At 70.5% G+C, this 8449-nt stretch carries 6 protein-coding genes; 5 read left to right on the top strand and 1 reads right to left on the bottom strand.

Annotation, left to right across the window (positions count from 1 at the left end):
* The 5 genes from J1C73_RS14780 to J1C73_RS14760 all read left to right on the top strand — a co-directional run.
* Positions 1-508, top strand: a 508-nt coding sequence (locus tag J1C73_RS14780; protein WP_207316782.1) for a PspA/IM30 family protein, incomplete at its 5' end; no start/stop codon positions are given.
* Between the two features lie 9 nt (positions 509-517).
* Positions 518-796, top strand: coding sequence for a PspA-associated protein PspAA (pspAA, locus tag J1C73_RS14775; protein WP_207316781.1), 279 nt, complete (start codon positions 518-520; stop codon positions 794-796).
* A gap of 148 nt (positions 797-944) precedes the next feature.
* A complete protein-coding gene (locus J1C73_RS14770) occupies positions 945-2207 on the top strand; it encodes a sensor histidine kinase (protein WP_207316780.1) in 1263 nt (420 codons plus the stop codon).
* Positions 2204-2899 (top strand): response regulator, encoded by a 696-nt coding sequence (locus tag J1C73_RS14765; protein WP_207316779.1) that lies wholly within the window; start codon positions 2204-2206, stop codon positions 2897-2899. Before J1C73_RS14770 ends, J1C73_RS14765 begins: the two co-directional genes overlap by 4 nt.
* A gap of 165 nt (positions 2900-3064) precedes the next feature.
* Positions 3065-6220 carry an efflux RND transporter permease subunit gene (locus tag J1C73_RS14760; protein ID WP_207316778.1) on the top strand — a complete coding sequence of 1052 codons (3156 nt, stop codon included), beginning with the start codon at positions 3065-3067 and terminating at the stop codon, positions 6218-6220.
* 96 nt (positions 6221-6316) lie between these two features.
* Here the strand turns inward: J1C73_RS14760 and J1C73_RS14755 are convergent.
* The coding region (locus tag J1C73_RS14755) for a tetratricopeptide repeat protein (RefSeq protein ID WP_207316777.1) at positions 6317-8449 on the bottom strand (2133 nt) is incomplete at its 5' end.

Below are 8449 nucleotides of genomic sequence, written 5' to 3'. Positions count from 1 at the left end.
CGCCCTCCAGCAGCAGGTCACCGACCTGGAGACGCAGCACACCACGCTGCAGGGTGAGGAGGAGAAACTCACTCTCGCGGCCCAGCGGCTGCAGGCAAAGGTCGACGCCTTCCGCACCAAGAAGGAGACGATCAAGGCCACCTACACAGCGGCTCAGGCGCAGACCCGGATCGGGGAGGCCTTCTCGGGCATCTCCGAGGAGATGGGCGATGTCGGCCTGGCGATCCAGCGGGCCGAGGACAAGACCCAGCAGCTCCAGGCGCGCGCGGGCGCGATCGACGAGCTGCTCGCCTCCGGCGCCCTGGACGACCCGACCGGCACGGCGAAGGACGATCTCACCGCCGAGCTGGACCGGATCTCCGGTGGTACGGATGTGGAGCTGGAGCTGCAGCGCATGAAGGCCGAACTGGCCGGCGGCTCCTCCTCGCAGCAGGCCATCGAGGGCGGCCCGCAGGACGCCCAGCAGCAGTCCCCGTCCCAGTCCCCGCACAAGTTCGACAAGAATTAAGGCAGCGTCATGATCGTACGGATCATGGGGGAGGGCCAGGTACTCCTGGCCGACAGTCATCTCGCCGAGCTCAACAAGCTCGACAACGAACTGCTCGCCGAAATGGAGAGTGGCGACAGCCCCGGCTTCCGCTCCACTCTCCACGCGCTCCTCGCAAAGGTGCGCGAAGTCGGCACGCCCTTGCCGGACGACTCCCTGGAGCCGTCCGAGCTGATCCTGCCGTCGCCCGAGGCGACCCTCGAAGAGGTGCGCGCCATGCTCCGCGACGACGGTCTGATTTCCGGCTGACAACCGGCAGCTCCAGCACCCGCACCCACGGTGTCCCGTGTCCGGTCCGCCGGACACGGGGCACCGTTGTGCGTACGGCGGGGCGCCCGGGCCCCGCTCGCCGCCGGCCGGCCGGATTTCCGCGCGACACGCCGTAACGTAGCTTGCCGTGACCACCCTCGGAACCGGCGTTCTGCGCGTCCGGCACTGGCTGCGCGACCATCCGCTCGCGCTGGACGGAGCGCTCGCCCTGGGCGTGCTCGTGTCCATGATCATCGGTTCGTTCGCCGATCCGAGCTCGCACAGCGGACCCACCTTCGGCACCCGCACGCCCGCCGCGCCCAGCGTGCTCCTGATGGTGCTGGGCGCCCTCGCCCTGGTGTGGCGCCGCCGCCACCCGATGGCGGTCCTGGTCGCCACCGGCGGGCTGACGGTCGTCGAGCTGGTGATGGTGGACCCGCCGGCCCCGGTGGTGATGAGCGTGGTCATCGCGCTGTACACCATCGCCGCCCGCACCGACCGGCCGACCACCTGGCGGGTCGGGCTGCTCACGATGGCCGCGCTCACCGCCGCCGCGATGTCCTTCGGATCGGCGCCCTGGTACAGCCAGGAGAACTTCGGCGTCTTCGCCTGGACCGGCATGGCGAGCGCCGCGGGGGACGCGGTGCGTTCCCGGCGCGCGTTCGTCGACGCGATCCGGGAGCGCGCCGAACGGGCCGAGCGGACGCGCGAGGAGGAGGCCAGGCGAAGGGTGGCCGAGGAACGGCTGCGGATCGCCCGCGATCTGCACGACGTCGTCGCCCACCACATCGCCCTGGTCAACGTGCAGGCCGGGGTCGCGGCCCACGTCATGGACAAGCGCCCCGACCAGGCCAAGCAGGCGCTCGCCCACGTCCGCGAGGCGAGCCGCTCCGCGCTCAACGAACTGCGGGCCACCGTCGGACTGCTGCGCCAGTCCGGCGACCCCGAGGCACCGACCGAACCCGCCCCCGGCCTGGCCGTCCTCGACGCGCTCGTGGAGACCGTGCGCCGGGCGGGGCTGTCCGTCGAGGTGGCCTGCGCGGCCGGGGACGGCCCGCCGCTGCCCGCCGCCGTGGACCTGGCCGCGTACCGGGTGATCCAGGAGGCGCTGACCAATGTGCGCAAGCACGCGGGTCCCGGAGCGAAGGCCGAGGTGAGTGTCGTACGGGTCGGGGCCACGGCCGAGGTCATGGTGCTCGACAACGGCCGCGGAAACCCGGACGGCGGGGGCGAAGGCGGCGGCCATGGGCTGCTCGGTATGCGGGAACGGGTCACGGCCCTGGGCGGCACCCTCGCCGCCGGACCCCGTTACGGCGGCGGTTTCCGCGTCCATGCGATCCTGCCCGTCAAGGCCCTCCCGCAGCAGTCGGAGCAACCGGACGTGGTGGGCCGGACGGGGGAGAACGCATGACACCGGCCATCAGGGTCCTGCTCGTCGACGACCAGGCGCTGCTGCGCAGCGCGTTCCGGGTGCTGGTCGACTCGGAGCCCGACATGCAGGTGGTCGGTGAGGCGGCGGACGGCGCGCAGGCGGTGGAGCTGGCCCGGTCGACCTGCGCCGACGTGGTGCTGATGGACATCAGGATGCCCGGTACGGACGGGCTCACCGCGACCCGGATGATCAGCGCCGACCCGGATCTCGCCGGAGTGCGCGTGGTCATGCTCACCACCTTCGAGGTGGACGAGTACGTGGTGCAGTCGCTGCGGGCCGGCGCCTCGGGCTTCCTGGGCAAGGGGGCGGAACCGGACGAACTCCTCAACGCCATCCGTGTCGCCGCGGCCGGCGAGGCGCTGCTCTCGCCGGCCGCGACCAAGGGGCTGATCGCCACGTTCCTCGCGCAGGGCGGCGGTTCGGACGGCGAGGGGCCGGACGCCGCGGAGTACTCCGCGCGCCTCGCGGCCCTCACCACACGGGAGCGCGAGGTGCTGGTCCTGGTCGCGGGCGGGCTCTCCAACGACGAGATCGCCGAGCGCCTGGTGGTCAGCCCGCTCACCGTCAAGACGCATGTGAACAGGGCGATGGCGAAGCTGGGCGCCCGCGACCGGGCCCAATTGGTGGTAACAGCCTACGAATCGGGCCTTGTCCGCCCCAGGGTGGAGTGAGGGTGCAGCCGCGGCGTACTCCACCTGCGGTATGCGCGGCATAAGAAAGCGACCTGGGACCGACGCTTTCGGTCCGTCGGACAAGCGATCGTATAGATGGGCCGGGTCTGTCCCCGTGTTACCCCGCCCACCTGCCGCGTAAGCCACAGAAGAGAGACCTCACCCATGTCCTGGCTGTCCAGATTCAGCCTCGCGCAAAGGGCCCTGATCGGGCTGATCTCGATCGTCGCGCTCGTATTCGGAGCGATTGCGATCCCGCAGCTCAAGCAGCAACTGCTGCCCACCATCGAACTTCCGATGGTGTCGGTGCTCGCCCCCTATCAGGGCGCGTCCCCCGATGTGGTCGAGAAGCAGGTCGTCGAACCGCTCGAGAACTCGATCAAGTCCGTCGACGGTGTCACCGGAATCACCTCGACCGCCAGCGAGGGCAACGCCGTCATCATGGCGTCCTTCGACTTCGGCGACGAGGGCACCAAGCAGCTCGTCGCGGACATCCAGCAGGCGGTGAACCGCGCCCGCGTCCAGCTGCCCGACGGTGTGGACCCGCAGGTCATCGCCGGTTCGACGGACGACATCCCGACCGTCGTCCTCGCAGTCACCTCCGACAAGGACCAGCAGGCGCTCGCCGACCAGCTGGACCGTACCGTTGTCCCCGCGCTGGAGGGCATCGACGGTGTCGGCCAGGTGTCCGTCGACGGTGTGCAGGACCTCCAGATCTCCATCACCCCCGACGACAAGAAGCTCAGCTCCGCCGGTCTGAACGCGGCCTCGCTCTCCCAGGCACTCCAGGCGGGCGGCGCGACCGTCCCGGCGGGTTCCTTCTCCGAGTCGGGCAAGAGCCGCACCGTCCAGGTCGGTGGCGCCTTCACCTCCCTGAAGCAGATCGAGGACCTGCGGGTCACCGGCCAGGACCCGGCGACGGGCAAGCCCGGCGAGCCGGTCCGCATCGGTGACATCGCGACGGTGAAGCAGGAGCCGTCCACCGCGGTCTCCATCACCCGTACGAACGGCAAGCCGAGCCTCGCCGTCATGGCCACGATGGACAAGGACGGCAGCGCCGTCGCCATCTCGGACGCGGTCAAGGACAAGCTCCCCGGCCTGCGCAAGGACCTCGGCGCCGGTGCCGAGCTGACCGTCGTCACCGACCAGGGCCCGCCCGTCTCCAAGGCCATCTCGGGTCTGACCACCGAGGGCGCGCTCGGCCTGCTCTTCGCGGTCATCGTGATCCTGGTCTTCCTGGCCTCGCTCCGCTCGACCCTGGTCACCGCGGTCTCCATCCCGCTCTCCGTGGTCCTCGCACTGATCGTGCTCTGGACCCGCGACCTCTCGCTCAACATGCTCACCCTGGGCGCGCTGACCATCGCGATCGGCCGGGTCGTCGACGACTCGATCGTCGTCCTGGAGAACATCAAGCGCCACCTCAGCTACGGGGAGGAGCGCCAGTCCGCGATCCTCGCCGCGGTGAAGGAAGTGGCCGGCGCGGTCACCGCCTCGACCCTCACCACGGTCGCCGTATTCCTGCCGATCGGTCTGGTCGGCGGCATGGTCGGCGAGCTCTTCGGCTCGTTCTCGCTGACGATCACCGCGGCCCTGCTGGCCTCCCTGCTGGTCTCGCTGACCGTCGTCCCTGTCCTGTCCTACTGGTTCCTGCGCGCCCCCAAGGGCAGCGCCGAGAACCCCGACGAGGCCCGGCGCAAGGCCGAGGAGAAGGAAGCCCGCAGCAAGCTCCAGCAGATGTACGTCCAGGTGCTGGGCTTCGCCACCCGGCGCCGCGTCGTCAGCGTGGTCATCGCCGTCGTCGTACTGATCGGCACCTGCGGCATGGTTCCGCTGCTGAAGACCACCCTCTTCGACCAGGGCGAGCAGGAAGTCCTCTCCATCAAGCAGGAGTTGACCCCGGGTACCAGCCTGGCGGCCGCCGACGAGGCGGCCAAGAAGGTCGAGAAGCTCCTCGCCGACGACAAGGCCGTCAAGGAGTACCAGGTCACCGTCGGCTCGTCCGGCTTCATGGCGGCCTTCGGCGGCGGCACGGGGGCCAACCAGGCCTCCTACCAGGTCACGCTGAAGGACCCGGCCGACTACGACGCCACCGAGAAGCGCCTCGACGAGGCGCTCGGCAAGCTCGACGGCATCGGTGACACGACCTTCGGCGAGGCCGGCGGTTTCGGCAGCCAGGACCTGAGCGTCGTGGTCAAGGCCGCCGACGCGGACGTCCTGACGAAGTCCTCCGAAGAGGTACGCAAGGCGGTGGCCGGCCTCAAGGACGTCAGCGACGTCCAGAGCGACCTGTCGCAGAGCATCCCCCGGATCTCGGTCAAGGCCAACGCCAAGGCCGCCGACGCCGGTTTCACCCAGGCAGCCCTGGGAGCGGCCGTCGCCGGTGCGGTGAAGGGCACCCCCTCAGGCAAGGCGATCATGGACGACACCGAGCGGGATGTCGTCATCAGGTCCGCCCACCCGGCCGGCACGATGGCCGAGCTGAAGAACCTCCCGCTCGGCCCGGTCAAGCTCGGCACCATCGCCGACGTGAAACTGGTCCCCGGACCGGTCTCCATGACACGGATCGACGGCCAGCGCGCCGCGACGATCACTGCCAAGCCCGTCGGTGACGACACAGGCGACGTCAGCAAGGCGCTCCAGAAGAAGATCGACTCCCTGGACCTCCCGGACGGTGCCACCGCCACCATCGGCGGCGTCTCCGAGGACCAGAAGGACGCCTTCATCAAGCTGGCCCTGGCCATGCTGGCGGCCGTCGCGATCGTCTTCATGCTGCTGGTCGCCACCTTCCGGTCGCTCATCCAGCCGCTGATCCTGCTGGTCTCCATCCCGTTCGCCGCCACCGGCGCGATCGGCCTGCTCCTCATCACCGGGACCCCGATGGGCGTCGCGGCGATGATCGGCATGCTGATGCTGATCGGCATCGTGGTGACCAACGCGATCGTGCTGATCGACCTGATCAACCAGTACCGGGCGCAGGGCATGGGCGTCGTCGAGGCGGTCGTCGAGGGTGGACGCCACCGGCTGCGCCCGATCCTGATGACGGCCCTGGCGACCATCTTCGCCCTCCTCCCGATGGCGCTCGGCGTCACCGGCGAGGGCGGCTTCATCTCGCAGCCGCTGGCCGTCGTGGTCATCGGCGGTCTGGTCACCTCGACGCTGCTGACGCTGCTCCTGGTGCCGACGCTGTACGCCATGGTGGAGCTCCGCAAGGAGCGCCGTGCGAAGAAGAAGGCCGCGAAGCGCGCCGCGAAGGCGGGCGTGCCGGCCCCGGCCGAGTCGGAGGAGGCATCCTCCGAGGAGCCGGAGCCCGCGAAGGCCTGATCCGCGTTGCCCGACGAGAGGGCCCTGCCCCACGCACCCGCGTGGGACAGGGCCCTTCCCGGTTTTTTCCGGCGGTTCTCCGGCGGGCGGTGAGCGTCAGGCGGCCCCGCTTCCGCTGAGCGCCTGGACGATACGGAGCCACGTCGCACCGTGCGGGTGGGCGTGCTGGACGCTGAGGGCGCAGATCTCCCTCAGCAGCCGGACCCGGATCTCCTCGCGCGCCCGGGGCAGGAGCGTGGCCAGATCGTTCGGTTCGACGCCCTCGACCGCCCCGGAGAGCACCATGCCCGCCTGGGCGTGGGTGAGGGAGGACAGCTTGTCGTCGAAGACCTGCCCCTCCACGGCCGCCGCGTGCATCAGCGCGTTGCCGTCCCCGGCCGCCAACGCCCTTTCCACGTACGCCTGGAGGGCGTCGCGGTCCTCGACGAGGCGGTACGCGGCATCCAGTCCTTCCGTGCGGGCGACATCGAGGACGGCGACGTGCGCGAGCGGAGTGGCCCCGGACGGCTGGACCTGGAGGATGCGGGGGTGGTCCTGGAGGAAGACCCGTGACTCCGCCCAGGTGTCGCACTCCACCCACTCCGTCAACTGCTCCCTGAGGATCAGCGGATCGTAGGCGGCGGTCACGCCGTGGAGGAGGACGGTCTCACGGAGCGCGGCGTGCTGCAGCGCGGTGCGGGGGTCCAGGAGGGCCGCTTCTTCGAGGGCGGTCGCTGTCTCCCGGCTGCTGAGCGCCTCGGCGTTCCGGGACCAGAAGTCGCGTGACTGGGGCCAGTTGGGCGCGAACATCCAGGAACTGACGAGGTTCAGAGTCTCCGGCGACAGGGTGAGCCAGGCCGGTGCGGGGGCAAGGATTTCCGTCTCCCACGCCGTGCGGACCGCGTCGGGATCACCGTACGCGCGCAGCGCCCGCCGGGCCCGTACGGTCGCGGTGTCCGCCGTGCCCGGCCCTCCGGAATCCTTGTCGAGGAACACCAGCAGTTCACGCAGGCCGGCCTCGGCCCAGGGGGCGGGGCAGGACAGCAGGAAGACGGCACGCTCCACGCCGAGGCGGCGAGCGGTGGCGGGGTGGGCTGCCGCGAAGTCCTCCACGGCCGCGTCGAAAGCGCGGATCGCCGATGCGTGGTCGTCCGTGCGGGTGAGATCCTCGGCCAGGTTGTTGAGAGCGGAGGTGAACACCGTCTCGAAGGCGTCGGGGTCCGCCATGGCCAGGCTCCGCCGGATGGCGACCGCTTCCCGCGCTGCGGTCACCGCCCCGCCGTAGTCGCGGTTCTGCCCCAGGTACACGCCGGTGTTGTTGAGGGCGGTGGCGAGATCGGGAAGGAAGGCATCGGCCTGGTCGGCGACGAGCTCACGCCAGAGGCGTACGGATTCATGGGCCGATGACAGCGCTTCTTGCGGACTCCCCGTCGCGGCGAGGCTCTCCGCGAGAGGGGTGAGCGCTCCTGCGAGGCCGTGGCGGAAGGAGACCGGGTCCTGTGCGATGAGTTCGCGGTGGATGGCGACGGACTCCTCGGCCGCCCGCAGTGCGGCGGCCGGGTCCCCGGCGTCGTTGAGGTGGTTGGCCAGGTTGCCGAGCGTGTCGGCAAGGTCCACGCGGAAGACGGCAGGCTGCCGCGCGACGAGTTCACGCTGGATGGCGAGCGCTTCCCGGGTCGATTCGAGCGCGCCTGACACGTCGCCGACGACAGCGCGACTGCTGCCCAGGTGGCAGAGCGTGATGGCGAGCTTGGGAGAGAAGGCGTTCGGGTCCCGTGAGACGAGGCGCCGAGTGACGCTGACCGCTTCCTCGGCCGGGGCCAGAGCCGCTGAGGCTTCCCCGGCGGAGACGAGCGCACGTGCGAGGTTGTGGAGGAAGTCGGCGAGCACCGGAAGGTGCGCGGCCGGATGTTCCGCGACCAGTTCGCGCTGGACGCGTACAGCCTCACGCACCAACGCCACCCCGGTCTCCCGGTCTGCAGCCGTTGTCGTTGCGGCCAGGGTGTTCAGGGACATGGCGAGTCCCGCGCGGAACGCGCCAGGGTGTTCCGCGGCGAGAGCGGCGTACAGACGTGCCGCCTCCCGCGCCGGGGCACGCGCCGCCTCGCGCTCCCCGGTGGCGGAGATGCGCTGCGACAGAACATGGAGAGCGTTGGCCAGACCTGGCAGGAAAGCGGCCGGAGGGCGCGGACCAAGGTCCCGGTAGAGGTGTACCGCCTCCCGCGCGACCGCGAGGGCCCCCTCGCGGTC

This window comes from Streptomyces laculatispora (genome assembly GCF_017353455.1).
In the GTDB taxonomy this organism is placed as follows: Bacteria; Actinomycetota; Actinomycetes; order Streptomycetales; family Streptomycetaceae; genus Streptomyces; species Streptomyces laculatispora.
This window is presented reverse-complemented; position numbering and strand designations above follow the sequence as displayed.